The sequence below is a fragment of the Mariniplasma anaerobium genome, assembly GCF_016865445.1.
GTDB classification, from domain to species: Bacteria; Bacillota_I; Bacilli_A; order Acholeplasmatales; family Acholeplasmataceae; genus Mariniplasma; species Mariniplasma anaerobium.
Window position 1 is genome coordinate 320,741 of sequence record NZ_AP024412.1, and the last position, 16,909, is coordinate 337,649.

Consider the following 16,909-nt stretch of genomic DNA (forward strand, 5'->3'; position numbering starts at 1 on the left):
TCTCTTTTTTTATGCACTTTTTTAAGGTAAAATAGATGTGAGAGGTTTATATGAATCCAAAGAAACTATATATCCTACAAGTAAGTATTCTTAATTTAGCAATGACCATGATGATGACAGCAGCAATCGTTTATAGAATTGATTTAGCTAAATTAGAACCATATCAATTAATCTTATTAGGTACTGCGTTAGAGATTGCAGTCATTTTTTTTGAGATACCTACTGGCTTAGTAGCTGATAAGTATTCAAGGAAATTGAGCGTGATTATTGGATATTTTATTATTGGGCTAGGTTTTTTAGTCGAATTAGCAACCTTAAAATTCATATGGATATTTGTTGCACAAATTATTTGGGGATTTGGATATACCTTTATTTCTGGTGCACTTGATGCATGGGTTTCAGATGAAACGCATAATGAAAAAATAGAACATACATATATTAAGGCCAATACCGTTAGTAAAATTATGACCATTTTAGGTATTGCAGGTGCGTTTGCATTAGGTATTATTGATATCAGATTACCAATGCTTATTAGTGCAATATTATATTTTTTATTAAGTTTATCTTTGATAGTTGTGATGAAAGAAAAAGTCAAAAGAGAAAAACAAACACATTCTATGTTTGTTCAATTTAAAAAAGGATTAAAACATATCTTTAATCATCCAATGTTAAAGATATTTGTAGTCACTGCATTTTTGTTAGGTCTTTATAGTGAGGGTATTGATCGCTTAGAAGAATTTATTATTCTAGATAAAGCTAGTTTAACTGTTTTTGGTCAACTTGATTCCATTTATGTAGTAAGTGCCATGCATATGATGATGGCAGTTTTAGGCTTTGTGATGTTGCTTATCATAAAACGATTTGTTAAAGAAGGTATAAAAACATATCAATGGTTTTTAGGACTAACTCTTTTAATGAGTTTAGGATTATTATTGTTTGCGTATATGGTTAATCCATATATCGCAATAGGTGGGTTCTTCTTTTTTAGGATGACAAGACAAGGACTAGATCCTCTATATACAAGCATACAAGCGCGTCAAATCCCTTCAAATATCAAAGCAACTGTTATGTCTACCTTTGGACAAATTGATGGTATAGGTCAAATATTTAGTGGGATTTTAATGACCACTTTAGCTTTTGTTTTAGGAACACAAGCAATTTTAACTGTTACAGCACTTATCCTTTTAGGAGTTGCGTATACTGTTGTGTTAATGATTAGAAAAATCAAAGTTTAATATAGGATATTTTTGAAATATGTTAAATGTTAAAGAAGAGGCTAAATTCCTCTTTTTTTTCTTATTTTGTGATAAAATAGAAATATTCAAAGGATATGATGAAAATGATTGTTGACACACATCTACATCTAAATGTAGAAGACTATGATAAAGACTTAAATGAAGTAATTAAAAGAGCATTTGACAAAGGTATACAAAAGTTAATTGTTATAGGCATGGATGAAAAAACAAGCCTAAAAGCAATTAAAATCGCAGAAACATACGAGCATGTTTATGCTTCAGTAGGACTTCATCCTGGATATGTAGATGATAGTAATACTGATTTTATAGAATCACTATTAAATCATCCTAAAGTGGTTGCAATCGGTGAAACTGGCTTAGATCTATATTGGACAAAAGACAAAACAGATAGACAAATCGAAATGTTTATCGCACAAATTAAATTGTCAATTAAACATCAAATGCCTTTAATTATTCATACAAGAAATTCTTTTAATGAGGCTTATGAAACAATCAAACCTTATAAAGATAAAGCATTTGGCGTCTTTCATTGTTTTTCTTCAACAGTAAATGATGCTAAAAAAGCTGTTGATATTGGATTTTATATAGGTGTTGATGGACCCATTACATTTAAGAATCCTAAAGATATACTACCTATCGTAGAGCAGATAGATTTAAAACATATTTTAGTAGAAACAGATAGTCCATATTTAGCACCAATGCCATATCGTGGCAAAAGAAATGAACCAAGTTATCTATTTGAGGTTGTTAAAAAGATTGCAGAAATCAAAAACTTATCAGTTGAAGATGTCAGCAACATAACAACTCAAAATGCATATAAACTATTTCATATAGGAGGAAATAATCATGAAACATAAAAAAATATTATTAAGCATTTTAACTTTACTACTTACTCTATCACTCATTGGATGTACATTACAGACTAGAGCTGATGTTTTATATGAATCTCCATCAACTTATGAACAACTAAGAATTGATATGATTGCAGAAGTAGAACCATCAGTAGTTGCAGTTATGACTGAAACTGGTCATGGATCTGGAATTATATATAAATCTGAGTTAGTGACTTCAGAAGATCCTGAAGAAGTTATAGAAGAAGGATTAACAAGATACTATATTTTGACTAACTATCATGTTGTTGAAGATGGTGGAGAAATGAAAATTCATTTTGGAGTTGGTCAAGATGATATTGATGTTGTTGATTTCCAAGGATATGAACTTTTTGATATAGCAGTTGTTAGAATTGAAACAACAAGAGAACTTAGAGTACATCATGTTGGACCAATTGATGATAATACAATTACAGAAATTATCAAAGGTCAAGATGTTTTTGCAATTGGTTCTCCACAAGACTTAGATAAATTTAACTATGTAACTTCAGGTGTTGTGAGTTTAACAACATATGCTTATAATGGTATTCCTGGCCTAGCTCTTATGCATGATGCAGAATTAAATCCAGGCAATAGTGGTGGTCCCTTATTTAATCTAAATGGAGATTTAATAGGTATTAATGTTGCTAAAGTTGCAGATATTCCAACCGTAGATGGAACGATTGCAGCTGAAGGATTAAACTATTCATTAAATATCAATAAGATAGCTCCAACAATTAGAAATTTTGCTGAAGCAAACTATGAAGCAGTTGTAAGAAAACCTCGCTTAGGTGTGACTATACAAGAAATAGATACATTCTTATTAGAAAATGATGCTTCTTTACTTCCAGTTGACCCTGTTGGTGTTGTAATCGTAGGATTTGATTTAACAAGAAATGCATACCTACAATTAGAAGAATTTGATTTGATTATTGAAATGAATGGTATCGCTATTACTGAGATAGCAGATCTTGCAGCACAATTAGAAGATGCAGAATTTGGTGATGTACATGAACTTAAAGTATTAAGAAATGTTGATGGCATTTTCCAAGAATTCACTGTAAGCATTATATTATCATGATAAGTAAAAAAACATTCGATAAATGTTTAGAAAAAGGCATTACAATGGCATTTGCTGAAAGTATGACAGGAGGAGCTTTAACCTATGAAATGGTTAAATATCCAAATGCATCTAAGGTTGTTATAGGTAGTGTCATATCATATCAAAGAAAAATTAAAGAACAATTATTAAACGTTGATGCAAAAGTTATAGATGAGTATTCAATAGTAAGCAAGGAAGTTTCTAATCAAATGGCTTTAGGTATTTTCGATCAAACTCAGGCAGAGCTTTGTATTTCTATTACTGGAAATGCTGGACCTACCTATGAAAAGAACACTGAAAAACTAGAAGCATTTATCACTATTTTATATCAACAAAAATATACGAATTATCATCTGATTTTTAAGAATCAACAAAGAGAAAAAAACATAAGAGATTCAATAGATTTTATTTATCAAAAGGTATATGAAATCATTTAAAAAAATATAAAGGATATTATTGTAATATATCTAATATTATGATATAATTATTTGGCGTAAGATATAATCCTTGTCTTATCAAAGACCATAGACCAGAAGGAGGTGGAACAGATGAAAAAATACGAAGTTATGTATATCATCCGTCCAACTGTAGAGAGCGAGAACATCAAGCAAATTGTTAATCATTTTAACGAAATATTTGTAAATTTCAATAGTGAAGTTCTTGAACTTAAAGAGTTGGGGCTAAAAGACTTAGCTTATGAGATCGATCATCATAAAAAAGGCTATTACGTTTGGTTGCTTGCAAATGCAACTCCAGAAGCAATTGCTGAATTTAACCGTGTCGTAAGAATTACTGAAACGGTCATTCGATTTATCGTTGTAAAGGAAGGCGAATAATATGATTAATAGAGTTGTTTTAGTGGGAAGAATCACAAAAGATCCTGAACTTAAATCTACACAATCAAATATTAATTTCGTAAACTTTACGCTTGCTGTAAATCGTCAATTTACAGACCAATCAGGTGAAAGACAAGCTGACTTCATACAATGTATTGTGTGGAGACGACAAGCAGACAATTTAGCACGCTTTATAAAAAAAGGTGCACTTTTAGGTGTGGAAGGCCGTATTCAAACAGGAAAGTATGAAGCGGACGGAATCACACGTTATACAACTGATGTTGTTTGTGACTCTGTACAGTTTTTAGAAAACAAAGGTGATTCATCATCTTCATCTAATGACAGAACAGAATCAACATACACTGACGATAGTCATAACGAAAAAGACAGTGACGAGTTTTATGAAACATCAAAACAACTTGCTGCTGAAGAAGATCTACCATTTTAAGGAGGAAGAACATGCAAAACAATAATAGACGTGGCGGTTTTAAAAGACGTAAAAAAGTTTGTTACTTTACACAAAATAAAGTTCAACATATAGATTTTAAGGATGTTGAGTTATTAAGACGTTTTATTACAGACCGCGGTAAGATATTACCAAGACGTGTTACTGGCACAACAGCTAAATGGCAACGCCCATTAGCAGTAGCTATTAAAAGAGCACGCCATATGGCATTACTACCATTTGTTAAAGACTAATAAAAAAAACAAACAAAAAGTGTTGCATTTGCAACACTTTTTTTATTTGAGTTATGTAAAAAGGATGGTGGCTAAAGATAGGCTGTCCAAAAGGTGGTGGCAGAGCACCATTTATTTTAAAGGGTCTTTTAGGTTTAAAAAGAAGACCTCTTCTTATGCTACAATTATAGTGTCTAGCTAAATAGTAGAAAGAGAGGTCTTCATGAATGATGATACCATAAAACTACTTAATCTCGAACATATCGATCATTTAATTGAATCGATAAGTTCTATTTCTTTAGAAGGTCTAATTGAGATGCATATTAAACTTTTTAAGTCTCCTCAAACATGCCCAAATTGTCTGAATGAGACTGAGCGTTTCCATAGTTTCAGAATTAGATCTATTACCCATAGTGTTCTCATAGACAAGAAGTATCTTCTTATCTATTATGCTAGAAGATATAAATGTCTATGCTGTGGGAAAGTCTTTTATGAAAAAAATCCTTTTTCTAAAAGATATGAATCTATATCAACGTACACTAAATTATCTATTTTAGAACATTTAAAAGATTATACACATACCTTTACTTCTGCAGCTAATGCTTACTTTGTTTCTAAACAGTCAGTTATCAACATCTTTGATCATTTTGTCGAGGCCAGGAGAAGACTTCTTCCAGAAGTTATTTGTATGGATGAGTTCTATACTTCAAAAGTCTCAAAATATAAGTATGCTTGCGTCCTTTTTGATTTTAGGAATCATAAACTTATTGATATTTATCCAACAAGGCATAAAAATTACTTGATTAAAGTTTTTTCAAGATTTCCCAAAGCTGAGAAGATTCGTGTAAAGGCATTTGTTATTGATATGTGGCCATCTTACAAGGAAGTTATTGAACGGGCGTTTCCTCATGCTTTAATTGCTGTAGACTCATTTCATATCATTAGAAACTTAAATGAGGCGATACGCCATATAAGAATTGAAGTCATGAATAAATATAAATCACACAAAAGTAATCCAATACATGAGGATATGTATTATTATATGCTAAAGAAGTTTCACTATTTTTTTCTTAAAAACTACGAGAATATTTTTGATGGAAAGATTCGTATACAAAAACTTCAAACCTCTTGGCATAAATCTACAATTCTTGATTACTTATTATCCATAGATGATATACTCAAATCTGCTTATCGTCTAAAAGAGAGATATCAAGAATTTAACTTAACCGCAGAGTATGAAACTTGTGATGAAGAACTTGACGATCTTATACGTCTGTTTAAAAATCACGATCATCGACTGTTCAGGGATTTTGGAAAGATGATTCAACGATGGAAAATTGAGATCAAAAATTCTTTTTATAGGGTGGACAATAGACGACTTTCAAATGGTCCTATTGAGGGTGTTAATTCAAGAATAAAAACAGTCATCAAATCTTCAAATGGTATTAAAAACTTTTATAGATTAAGAAACCGCTTAATTTTCTCCATTAATAAAGATGTTCCCATTAAATTAAAATAATTATCATGTTTAGCTAGAAAAATAGCACCTGAAGTTTTCACTTCAAGTGCTTTTATTTCTCTGCCACCACCTATTTTACAGCGGTGTTTTGCCACCATATTTTGGACAGCGGTTTTCTTACTTGCCACCATCTATTTTACAGGGCCTTTATTTGTTTTAAAATTCAATTAATTATGATTCTTTATGGTTGATCATGTCGTTAAGTTGATCAACTTCTTTTTTATATTTTTTAGAGACGATATAAAATACAATACCATAAATAATACCTACAAAGATAAATACAATATAAATAAACGATGAAAATCTAAATAAAGCTGTTCCATAAACATTTCTAATCACAAGAATAGCTGGGATTAATACTAAATATCCAATGATTGCGTGTATAAGACCATTACCTTCCTCTAGCTTAAATAACCATATACTAAAAGATAAGAAGATAGAAACGATGAATATGCCATAAGAGACCAGAGCAAAAGGCATTTTCAAATCTGTTCTTCTATAAACGATAATAGATAGTATCAGAAACAAAAGACTCATAAAGAAAAAACTTTTTAGGTATATATCTGCATATTTTTTCATGTGTTTTGACCTCCTAGTTTTTCTTTTAGTTTACTCACATACAATCTTGAAATCATAACTCGATCATCATTGTCTAATCTTGCTTCCATGCGGCCATTGATAAAAGATTTAAATTTAACAATCTTTTTTGTATTTACAATCGTGCTTTTATTTACTCTTAAAAAAGGTGTAAAAGCTAATTTCTCTTCAAGTTGATATAGTTTTTGATCGATATTGTATACATCTTGTTTTGTATAGACAAATACTTGATGACCAAGTGCATCAATATAATAAATATCATGAGGATCTAATTGAAAGAATTGGTCATCTTTTTTGCATACTAAATGAAGATTGTAATAAGTTAAAGCATTTTTAATCTCTTCAACTTTTTCATCTTCATTTTGGCATTTGATTATAATTTCAATTTCTTTTTGGTTTTTGTCTTTTACAATCGTCAATTTCATTAAATTTCCTCTTCATATACTTGAACTAAATCTATAATATTTGTTAACTCTAAGTTTACTTTTTCTAGTAAGACAAGTCTATAAGTTATGATATCAGTAATATTTTGTTTCACTTCAGATTTTTCATCTTCAGTTAAAGTATCATATTGACCTTCTATAGCGATAAATTCATCTTTCATAAGATCAAATGTATTTATAAATAATCTTCTATATGTTTTGATTTCACCCATTGATAATTTAATGTAGATTAAATCTTTTCTAGAAAGTTCTACTTCATTAGCTTCAATATAGGCTTTAAGAGTTTCAATGGTTTCAAGATTTTCTTGTATTAATGCTTTTTGTATATCAATTTCTGATTTCAAATCTGTGAAAATAGAATCTATTGTCGCAACATCTTGTTCATCAATTTGTTGTGAAATTAATTGTACTTCGCCATTTAGACTAGATAAATCTGTTTCAGATGTTTTTAATGTTAGACCTACAAAAACTAATGCTGATAAAATAAATATTGATAAACCAACATATAATAATTTCGTTTTCATATCAATCACCTCCTTCATGCTTGTATCATAACAAAGAAAATGTTGATTGTCATTTAAAAGTTCATAAGATGCAAGATTGACTACATAAGGTGTTATTTTCTATATTTTATCATAAAATAACACATATCATTATGTGAAAAACCCTTTTATTTGTGATAATGGTTTATACGACCTTATTTGATTGAAAAAGGGTCATATTATTGATATAATATGACTAAAGTAGGTGAGCCATATGAAACGTTGGATTTTGTTAGGAAGCGTCTTAGTTCTTTTAGGATTAAGTATTTATTTATTTTTACCATATGCTTCTTTTGAGTCAATTGAAGAAATTTTAAGTTTTTCTTTTTTAATCTTTAGTGTTGTTGTTGTGTTCGTAGGCTTATATTATAATTTAAATTTTCAAACAAGACAAAAGATTAAAACTTTACAAAATCGTCTATCTATGTGGACAAAACTATCCTACCATGTGAATCAAGTTGGTGATGAAGTTTTTAACGAACTTCCGATTGGTGTGATTGCATGCGATGAAACTTTTGAAGTTAAATGGGCTAACCCTCATGCAAAAATTATATTTGAACAAAAAATTGATGGAAAAAATCTTAAGGATATCAGTGAAAAACTTTATTCACAAGCAAATTCAAATAAAGTAAAATTTATTGTTGATATTAAAGGTAATCAATATGATGTAACATATAGACCAGATATCAATTTCTTTTATTTATTTAATGTAACTGAAAGAGAAGAAGTAAGAAAAAAATATAGCGAACAAATACCAGCTTTAGGTATTATTTATCTCGATAATTTAGATGAAGCTTTAGGCTCACTAGATGTTTCAGAACAATCATCACTTAAAGGTGAATACTTAGCTGCAATTAATGACTGGGCTCATTTATATGATGGATATTTAAAACCTTATTCTGATGAACGTATCTTTTTAATTTGTTATCGTAAAAATCTTGATTTAATGATTGAGAAAAAATTTGAACTCTTAGATAAGATAAGAGATATCTCTAATGAAAATAAAGTAAGAGTTTCTATTTCAATGGGTATTGCTTCTTGGGATATTGATTATGAAGCATTAGGTGTTTATGCACAAAATGCAGTCGAGCTTGCTGAAAAGCGTGGTGGAGATCAAGTTGTGGTTAATATTCAAAATCAAAAGATTATATATTTTGGTGCTAAAAATGATGCATCAAGTAAAAGTTCTAGAGTTGGCGTTAGAATTAATGCTCAAACGATAAAAGATTTTATTGACCATTCAAGTAAGGTTTTTATTATGGGACATAATCAAGCAGATATGGATGCATTTGGATCGATGATTGCTTGTTATCACATGGCCAAAGTTTCTAATAAACCAATTTATCTGATTGTAGATATGGATAAAATGGATCGTACCGTTCAAAAAATCATAAATATTGTCAAAGATGACATTAAAGAAATATTAGAACATATGATTACAACTAAAGAAGCTTTAGAACTATTAGATAGTCAATCAACACTTATGATATTAGATACGCAATCGCCTAAGATTGCGATGAATGCAGAAGTTTTAACAAAAACAGAACAGATTATCGTCATTGACCACCATAGAGTTGGAGATGAAGGATTTAATGCAATGTTTTCAGTTATTGAATCTTCAGCATCATCTACCATAGAGCTTGTAATGGAACTTCTAGGATTTTATAATATGAACGAAGAAATTCATATTTCACCTGTTGAAGCTACCATGATGTATGCTGGATTGGTTGTAGATACCAATAATTTCGTCTATAGAACTGGATCAAGAACATTTGAAGTAGCTGCACAATTAAAAGACTTAGGTGCGGATACATCAGAAGTTAAAACATGGCTTAGAAAAGACTTTTTAAGAACCATGGAAATTAATAAATTATTAAGTCATGTAGAAATCTTTTTAGGGCATTTTGCATTTGTAGTGACCAGAGATATTTATGATGACAGAATTTTATTAGCACAAGTTGCTGATGCTGCACTACAAATTAATGATATAGATGCTGCATTTACAATTTCAAGAATGAGTGAAGATACCATAGGTATTAGTGCTAGAAGTTTTCAAAAGGTTAATGTACAAGTATTATTAGAAGCAATTGGCGGAGGCGGACACTTTAGTGTCGCAGCTGCTCAAATAAAAAATAGATCAATTAAAGAAGTCGTGGATGATTTAAAAAACATGATAGAATTAGAATATGGTCAAGGAGGAGAAATCGTGAAAGTTATATTACAAGAAGATGTAAAAGGTAAAGGTAAGAAAAATCAAATTATCGAAGTTGCAAACGGGTATGGTCAATTTCTTGTCAATCAAAAAAAGGCAGTTCTTGCAACTGATGAAGCCCTTGATGCATTAGAAAAAGAAAAACAGGAAATCTTAGAAGCAAATCAAAGACATATTGCATTAATGAAATCTTTAAAAGGTGAAATTGATGGAAAGAAAGTAACGTTAGGTATTCAAATTGGAAAAGATGGAAAACTCTTTGGAGCTATTACAACAAAACAAATTGTTGAAGAATTTGAAAAAGAACATCATATTTTAATTGATAAGAAAAAAGTAGAATTGCAATCTGAAATAAATTCTGTTGGAATTTATACAGCATTTGTAACACTAAATAAAGAAATTAAGGCGCAATTTGAAGTACATATCGTAGAAAAGTAGGATCTTAATTATGGCAAAAAGTTTACCGTATCATAAAGAGGCAGAGCAATCTGTTATAGGCGCAATATTTATAGATCCAAAGATAATCACTGCTGTTATCGATCAACTTAGCAAAGAGGATTTTTTTGAGCAATCTCATATCTTGATTTATCAAGCTATGCAAGATTTATATAATGAAAATCTAAAAATCGATTATGCAAGTGTAGGATCTAAATTAGAACAAACTCAAAACTTAGTTAAAGCTGGAGGTATGAAATACATCCTTGATTTAGCTGATTTTGTGCCATCTACAGCGCATATCGAAACTTATATTGATTTAGTTAAAGATGGATCTTTAAAAAGACAGGTCATTAATTTAGCTGATGAAATTCTTAAAGAAGGATTTCAAGGTGAAATAGAAGCCAAAGATTATTTAACAAATGCTGAAGAACGTATTTTTGCATTAGCGCAAAAAAGAAAAACATCAGCTTTTGCAATCATCTCAGAAGTTATACAACAAGTTAAAGAAAAAACAGAAAAAAATAGAAATAAAAAAGGCGGTATTACTGGCCTTCATACTGGATTTGAAAATCTAGATCGCCTAACTGCTGGGCTTCAACCAGAGGAACTTATCATATTAGCAGCTAGACCTTCTATGGGGAAATCAGCTCTTGCGATGAATCTTGCTTTAAATATTGCTAAACATAATAAAGAAGGTAAAAGTGGCGTTGCGATTTTCTCACTTGAAATGAGTAACGAACAGCTTGCTGCACGTATGCTTTCTACTGAAGCAAATGTTGAAAATAATAAAATAAAAACTGGTAATCTAACTTCAAAAGAATGGCAACATCTTGAAGGTGGTATACAGTCTTTATCTTTATTAAATATTTCATTTGATGATTCTGCAAGTGTTACAGTTGCTGATATTAGAGCTAAATGTAGAAAATTATCACAAGAAGGTAAACTAGACTTTGTCATTATTGATTACCTACAATTAATTAAAGGTGATTCTAAATCAGGAAATAGACAAGAAGAAGTTGCAAGAATATCTCGAAGCTTAAAACAAATGGCTAGAGAATTAAAAATTCCAATTCTTGCTTTATCACAATTATCTCGTGAAGTTGAAAAGCGTGAAGATAAAAGACCTGTATTAGCAGATCTTCGTGAATCTGGAGCTATTGAACAAGATGCCGATATCGTTATGTTTTTATATCGTGGAGATTATTACATCCATGATCCAGAAAAGAAAACTGGTGATGTTGAATTAAGCATCGCTAAGAATAGACAAGGTATGGCAGGTATTAGATTAAGTTTTAGATTTGATACAGAATATTCAAGATTTACTGCTAAAGAAGATCGAGAAGAAGAACTATATAGAGATTAAATAAAAAAAAGGGCTGTTTCATAAGAAACGACCCTTTTTATTTTTAGTTTAAATTATTTAGTTGTTGCTGATAACATCCAAATGTGTTTATCAAAACTTGAAATTGTACCGATTAACATATCAGCAGTTACTTCATCGCCTAATTCTTGAGCAACTAATAACAATTCTTTTAATTCAGTATTAATAAGCTTGATATCATTTAAAATGTGTTTAGCCATAACCATTGGTGCTTCTTTACCACTTGCTTCTTTTAATGAAGTAAGTTCTAAATAAGATTTAAGATTTGATACTGGTTGTCCACCGATCATTAATAATCTTTCTGCGAATCCATCATATAATTCGTTCATTTCATCATATAATGCTTCAAATTTTTCATGTAATTGATAAAATTGAGGCCCTTCTACATACCAGTGATAGTGATGTAACTTTGTGAAAAAAACGCTTAAGTTTGCAACTTGCTTGTTCAATCCTTTGAATAATTTTTCCATAATAATTTCCAACCCTTTCCTTTTCTTTACTGTCTTAATTATAACACTATTTATAATACAGTGCAACCGATACGCATTGCACGAAACTATGGAAAAAATGTTTAAAATATGGTAATATAATTAGCAGGTGATAATAATATGTTTGATAGACTAAAGCTTATAGAAAAGCAATATGAAGAAATTCAAGAAAAGGTAATCAGTGGAACTTTAGAAGTCAAAGAAATGACTGAACTTCTAAAAGAATCTGCAGGAATTCAAGAAACTGTAGAACTCTACCGATTATATAAAGAAAAAGAAACTGAATTAAAAGACTTAAAAGAAATGATCGAATTAGAAGATGATGACGATCTTATTTTAATGGCGAATAAAGAGATTGATAAATTAGAAGCATTTTTAGAAAAATCTGAAGAGAAACTAAAAATATTACTTCTACCTACAGATCCTAATGATGGCAAAAATGTTATCGTTGAAATTAAAGGTGCTGCAGGTGGAGATGAAGGTAATATCTTTGCTGGCGATCTTTTTAGAATGTATTCAAAATACGCTGAATCACAAAATTGGAAAATTGAAATTTTAAATACAATGGAAGGATCTATGGGTGGATATACATCTATAGAGTTTATGATTACAGGTAAGCTTGTATATTCAATGCTTAAATATGAGTCTGGAACCCATCGTGTTCAACGTGTCCCTGAAACAGAATCTCAAGGTCGTATCCACACCTCAACGGCAACAGTGGTTGTTATGCCCGAAGCAGAAGAAGTTGAAATTGATATCAGTTGGAATGATATCAGATTTGACACATTCAATTCAAGTGGTCCAGGTGGACAATCTGTAAACACAACAAAATCTGCAGTAAGATTAACACATGTACCAACAAATATCGCAGTAAGTTGTCAAGAAGGTAAATCTCAACATGAAAATAAAGCTAAAGCTTTTATCCTTCTTAAGACAAGAATATATGATCGTATCTTAGGTGAACAAGCGGCTAAAGAAGACGAAAAACGCCATCAATTAATTGGTAGAGGCGATAGAAGTGAGAAAATAAGAACATATAACTATCCTCAAAATAGAGTCTCTGATCATAGAATAGGATTAACCTTACAAAGATTAGATGCAATTATAGAAGGTAGATTAGATCTTATACTAGAACCTTTATTAAATGAATTTCAAAAGCGTCAGTTAACAGGAGAATTAGAATAGTGACTTATGAACAATTGTTAAGAGATGCTTCAAAAAAAGCTCTTGAAAAAGATAAAGAAATAGAAGCTGTTAAATTGCTTTTAATGGAATTATCTCATCAAGATCCACATGAATTTTATTTAAACTTAAAAAACGAAGTTGACGAAACTTTTAAAATAGATTTCATAAATAAATTAAATCAATATATACTCCAAGATATTCCAGTACAACACTTAATTGGTCATGCTTATTTTTATGGCCATGCTTTTGATGTTTCTAAAGATGTTTTAATACCAAGAAGTGAAACAGAAAGATTAGTTGAAGAAGTTTTATATTTATATGATACTTATTTTGACCAAAAAGAAGTCTTGGTTCTTGATCTTGGAACTGGTAGTGGGTGTATAGGAATCACGCTTGCATTAGAAGAAAGTCATATGAAGGTATCAATTAGTGATATTAGTTTAGATGCTCTAAAAATAGCTTCAAAAAATAAAGATAAATTAAAAGCTGATGTTAGTATTATTCATAGTGATTTATTTAAAAATATTAATCAAAAATTCGATATTATTGTATCAAATCCTCCATATATACCAGATGAAGAAGCTTTAGAAAATATTGTAAAAAAAGAACCTGATGTTGCATTATTCGGTGGACAATTAGGTGTTGATTTTTATGAAAAAATATTAAAAGATATTAAACCATTTTTAAAAGAAAATTCACTCATAGCTTTTGAGCATGGATACATGCAAAAAGATGTTATTAGAGGTTTTGCTCAAAAGCATTTGAAAGAAGCTACCATTGTGCAAAAGAAAGATTTACAACAAAAAGATAGATTTACATTTATCGGTTTTGGAGATGTTTTGAAGTGATGTCTGATGGAGATTTAATTATTATTCCAACAGATACTGTATACGGCTTAGCAGCAAAACTTTATGATGATAAAGCTTTAGAGAAAATATATGAGATAAAAGATAGAGATCAATCGAAAAAGATTCCTATACTTATCTCAAATATTAATCAATTAAAAGAGATATGTATCATCAGTGATTTAAGTTTAAAGCTTATGAAAAAATATTGGCCAGGTGCATTAACAATCATTTTAAGAACGACTAAAACTTTTAAAGAAAAAACTAATGAAGATACAATAGCAGTTAGAATGCCCAATCATCCAATAGCTTTAAAGCTTATTGACACATACGGCATCTTAAGAGTTACGAGTCTTAATAAAAGTGGTGAGCAACCACTTACAAATATCGAAGAAATTAAGAAAATATTTGGTTTATTTATTAAAGAAATATATCCGCAAGGAGATATTTCCAAGAGCGATATTTCATCAACTATTGTTGATTTAACTAATGATCATATTAATGTTTTAAGACAAGGAAATATTAATATTTCAGATTAAAAATAAAGATAAAGCTATTTAAAGTCAATGATAACATTTTCATAGCCCCTTTTTCGAGAAATAACGCATAAAGTTCCATTTCTTGGGACTTTTTTATATAAAAAAACACAAAAAAGGTATATAATAGATAAGGTTATGAAAAGAGGAATTATATGGATATAAGAAACATTGCAATTATTGCCCACGTTGATCATGGTAAAACAACGTTGGTAAATCAATTATTAAAAGAAAGTGAACGATACGACGAACATCAACAGATGAACGATCGTGTTTTAGATAGTAACGACATAGAAAGAGAACGTGGTATTACCATTTTAGCAAAGAATACCGCTATCATTTATAAAAATTATCGAATTAATATATTAGATACACCAGGTCATGCTGATTTTGGTGGAGAAGTTGAAAGAATTATGCACATGGTTGACGGTGTGCTTCTTTTAGTCGATGCATTTGAAGGCGTTATGCCACAGACTCGTTTTGTTTTAAAGAAAGCTTTAGAAGCTAAATTATTACCAATAGTAGTTGTTAATAAAGTAGATAGACAATTTGCCGATATTGATAAAACAGTTAATGAAATTTACGACCTATTTATTGATTTAGGAGCAGATGAACATCAATTGGAATTCCCTGTATTATATGCTTCAGGTCTACAAGGACTTGCAAGTTATGTGCCTACGTTAAATGAACATATTCGCATGGAACCTATTTTAGATACAATCATTAAAGAAATACCACAACCAAACCAAGATAGCGAAGCGTCATTTTTGTTTCAACCAGCTTTAGTTGATTATAACGACTATGTTGGACGTATGGGTATTGGTAAAATTTATAGTGGATCTGTATCAGCAAATGATATGGTAACTTGTATCCGTATGGATGGATCATTACTTGATTTTAGAATTCAAAAAATTTATCAATCAATGGGATTAGAAAAAATAGAAGTTGAAACAGCCTATTCAGGAGATATTGTCTCAATTGCTGGACTACCTGATATTCATGTTGGTGAAACAATTTGTGAAGTTGGAAAGACAGAAGCTTTGCCTCATCTACATATTGATGAACCAACAGTTCAAATTACATTTTTAACAAACAATTCTCCATTTGCTGGTAAAGAAGGCAAGCATGTTACGGCATCAAAAATTGAAGATCGTCTTTACAAAGAAACTCAAAAAGATGTGAGTTTAAAAGTAGAACGTATTGGAAATAGCGAACAATGGATTGTTTCAGGAAGAGGAGAACTTCACTTAGGCATATTGATTGAAAATATGAGAAGAGAAGATTTTGAATTCCAAGTTTCAAGACCAAGAGTTATCGTAAAAATTATTGATGGTGCGAAACATGAACCATATGAAGAAGTACAAATAGATTGTCCAACTGATACGATGGGAACTGTTATAGAAATGCTTGGTGAGAGAAAAGGTGATTTAACCTCTATGAGTCAACTTGGAGATTATAGCCGTATTCAATACATCATGCCATCAAGAGGATTAATTGGATTTATGACACAATTTTTAACAGCTACAAAAGGATATGGTATTATATCTCATGTTTTCTTAGATTATAGAAAAATGATTTATGAAACTGTAGGAAATAGAAGAACTGGAGCTTTAGTTTCAATTAATACATCCATGACAACTGCTTATGCAATTGGTAAATTAGAAGAACGTGGAGATATGTTTGTTGAACCAAGAATGAATGTTTATGAAGGCATGATCATTGGTGAAGCAAATAAAGATTCAGATATGGTTGTTAATGTAACTCTAGAAAAGCAATTATCAAATATGCGTTCAGCAGGTAAAGATTCAACAACTATCTTAAAAAAACCTAAAAATATGAATCTAGAAGCATGTTTAGCATTTATAAATGATGATGAACTTATAGAAATTACACCAAAAACAATTCGTCTTAGAAAAACAATATTAAGAGCTAATGAAAGAAAAAAAGCTTATTATTCAATAAATAGAGAAGTATGAAAAAGA

At 30.2% G+C, this 16,909-nt stretch carries 18 protein-coding genes; 14 read left to right on the forward strand and 4 right to left on the reverse strand.

All coding sequences use genetic code 11. From position 1 onward, the window contains the following. Positions 1–50 precede the first annotated feature (50 nt). The 8 genes from MPAN_RS01645 to MPAN_RS01680 all read left to right on the forward strand — a co-directional run bounded on the left by MPAN_RS01645 (position 51) and on the right by MPAN_RS01680 (position 6,260). Positions 51–1,235: an MFS transporter gene (locus MPAN_RS01645; protein WP_176239665.1), complete on the forward strand. Its 1,185-nt coding sequence runs from the start codon at positions 51–53 to the stop codon at positions 1,233–1,235. A gap of 104 nt (positions 1,236–1,339) precedes the next feature. After that, entirely contained in the window at positions 1,340–2,113 is a 774-nt protein-coding gene (locus tag MPAN_RS01650) for a TatD family hydrolase (protein ID WP_176239664.1), read from the forward strand. Continuing rightward, on the forward strand, positions 2,103–3,206 hold the full coding sequence (locus MPAN_RS01655) for a S1C family serine protease (protein WP_176239663.1): 1,104 nt from the start codon (positions 2,103–2,105) through the stop codon (positions 3,204–3,206). Before MPAN_RS01650 ends, MPAN_RS01655 begins: the two co-directional genes overlap by 11 nt. Beyond that, positions 3,203–3,664, forward strand: coding sequence for a CinA family protein (locus tag MPAN_RS01660; RefSeq protein ID WP_176239662.1), 462 nt, complete (start codon positions 3,203–3,205; stop codon positions 3,662–3,664). The genes MPAN_RS01655 and MPAN_RS01660 overlap by 4 nt, the downstream gene beginning before the upstream one ends. Positions 3,665–3,775: 111 nt before the next feature. Beyond that, positions 3,776–4,063 (forward strand): 30S ribosomal protein S6, encoded by a 288-nt coding sequence (rpsF, locus tag MPAN_RS01665; protein ID WP_176239661.1) that lies wholly within the window; start codon positions 3,776–3,778, stop codon positions 4,061–4,063. A gap of 1 nt (position 4,064) precedes the next feature. Beyond that, positions 4,065–4,511, forward strand: a complete 447-nt coding sequence (locus MPAN_RS01670; RefSeq protein WP_176239660.1) for a single-stranded DNA-binding protein — start codon at positions 4,065–4,067, stop codon at positions 4,509–4,511. Positions 4,512–4,522: 11 nt separating this feature from the next. Then, positions 4,523–4,762, forward strand: coding sequence for a 30S ribosomal protein S18 (gene rpsR, locus MPAN_RS01675; RefSeq protein WP_176239659.1), 240 nt, complete (start codon positions 4,523–4,525; stop codon positions 4,760–4,762). A gap of 202 nt (positions 4,763–4,964) precedes the next feature. Beyond that, a complete protein-coding gene (locus MPAN_RS01680) occupies positions 4,965–6,260 on the forward strand; it encodes an ISL3 family transposase (protein ID WP_176239658.1) in 1,296 nt (431 codons plus the stop codon). A 171-nt stretch (positions 6,261–6,431) separates the two neighbouring features. Here MPAN_RS01680 and MPAN_RS01685 read toward each other — a convergent pair whose 3' ends face one another. Genes MPAN_RS01685 through MPAN_RS01695 form a run of 3 tightly spaced genes read right to left on the reverse strand, consistent with a single transcriptional unit; the run spans position 6,432 to position 7,824 of the window. Next, positions 6,432–6,839, reverse strand: coding sequence for a DUF3021 family protein (locus MPAN_RS01685; protein WP_176239657.1), 408 nt, complete (start codon positions 6,837–6,839; stop codon positions 6,432–6,434). Next, entirely contained in the window at positions 6,836–7,282 is a 447-nt protein-coding gene (locus MPAN_RS01690; protein WP_176239656.1) for a LytTR family DNA-binding domain-containing protein, read from the reverse strand. The genes MPAN_RS01685 and MPAN_RS01690 overlap by 4 nt, the downstream gene beginning before the upstream one ends. Further along, positions 7,282–7,824: a hypothetical protein gene (locus MPAN_RS01695; RefSeq protein ID WP_176239655.1), complete on the reverse strand. Its 543-nt coding sequence runs from the start codon at positions 7,822–7,824 to the stop codon at positions 7,282–7,284. The genes MPAN_RS01690 and MPAN_RS01695 overlap by 1 nt, the downstream gene beginning before the upstream one ends. Before the next feature lie 232 nt (positions 7,825–8,056). On the opposite strand from MPAN_RS01695, the gene rplI reads away from it, so the two are divergent. Continuing rightward, positions 8,057–10,492, forward strand: coding sequence for a 50S ribosomal protein L9 (gene rplI, locus MPAN_RS01700; RefSeq protein ID WP_176239654.1), 2,436 nt, complete (start codon positions 8,057–8,059; stop codon positions 10,490–10,492). A gap of 10 nt (positions 10,493–10,502) precedes the next feature. Beyond that, positions 10,503–11,855 (forward strand): replicative DNA helicase, encoded by a 1,353-nt coding sequence (gene dnaB, locus MPAN_RS01705; RefSeq protein WP_176239653.1) that lies wholly within the window; start codon positions 10,503–10,505, stop codon positions 11,853–11,855. Positions 11,856–11,908: 53 nt separating this feature from the next. Here dnaB and MPAN_RS01710 read toward each other — a convergent pair whose 3' ends face one another. After that, positions 11,909–12,346, reverse strand: coding sequence for a Dps family protein (locus MPAN_RS01710; protein WP_176239762.1), 438 nt, complete (start codon positions 12,344–12,346; stop codon positions 11,909–11,911). Between the two features lie 135 nt (positions 12,347–12,481). On the opposite strand from MPAN_RS01710, the gene prfA reads away from it, so the two are divergent. From prfA to typA, 4 genes are all read left to right on the forward strand, one after another. Further along, the gene (gene prfA / locus MPAN_RS01715; RefSeq protein ID WP_176239652.1) at positions 12,482–13,546 is read left to right on the forward strand and encodes a peptide chain release factor 1; all 1,065 of its coding nucleotides are present in this window, start codon (positions 12,482–12,484) and stop codon (positions 13,544–13,546) included. After that, entirely contained in the window at positions 13,546–14,394 is an 849-nt protein-coding gene (gene prmC / locus MPAN_RS01720; RefSeq protein WP_176239651.1) for a peptide chain release factor N(5)-glutamine methyltransferase, read from the forward strand. The genes prfA and prmC overlap by 1 nt, the downstream gene beginning before the upstream one ends. Next, on the forward strand, positions 14,394–14,930 hold the full coding sequence (locus tag MPAN_RS01725; RefSeq protein ID WP_176239650.1) for an L-threonylcarbamoyladenylate synthase: 537 nt from the start codon (positions 14,394–14,396) through the stop codon (positions 14,928–14,930). Before prmC ends, MPAN_RS01725 begins: the two co-directional genes overlap by 1 nt. A gap of 152 nt (positions 14,931–15,082) precedes the next feature. Then, entirely contained in the window at positions 15,083–16,903 is a 1,821-nt protein-coding gene (gene typA, locus MPAN_RS01730; protein ID WP_176239649.1) for a translational GTPase TypA, read from the forward strand. Positions 16,904–16,909: the final 6 nt, after the last annotated feature.